Source organism: Acinetobacter johnsonii, assembly GCF_048551975.1.
In the GTDB taxonomy this organism is placed as follows: domain Bacteria; phylum Pseudomonadota; class Gammaproteobacteria; order Pseudomonadales; family Moraxellaceae; genus Acinetobacter; species Acinetobacter johnsonii_A.
On record NZ_JBIMCF010000120.1, the window covers coordinates 1 to 315 of the forward strand.

General features: G+C 30.2%; 1 pseudogene. It reads left to right on the top strand.

Annotated elements, in window-relative coordinates:
- Window positions 1–315, top strand: a pseudogene (locus tag ACG9ZB_RS16885) (acyltransferase); the annotation flags it as partial.

Below are 315 nucleotides of genomic sequence, written 5' to 3' on the forward strand. Positions count from 1 at the left end.
AGATAAAGCAAATTACAATTCAATCATTAGGTATTGTACTTATATTTGCTTCATATTTCTTAATGTCAAAAGATACATTATGGCCTGGTTATAAGGCACTAATACCTGTCTTTGGTGCATATTTAATTATCGTAAGTAACTTCCAAAATAATTTCATCATCAATAACATAGTTTTTAACTATGTCGGAAAATGGTCTTATTCCATCTATGTATGGCATTGTCCTTTAGTAGTTTTTGGATTCTACTTTTCATTTGAAGATTGGTGGATCTATGGCATTCCTCTTTCTATCTTGCTCGGATTTTTAAGCTATCAAT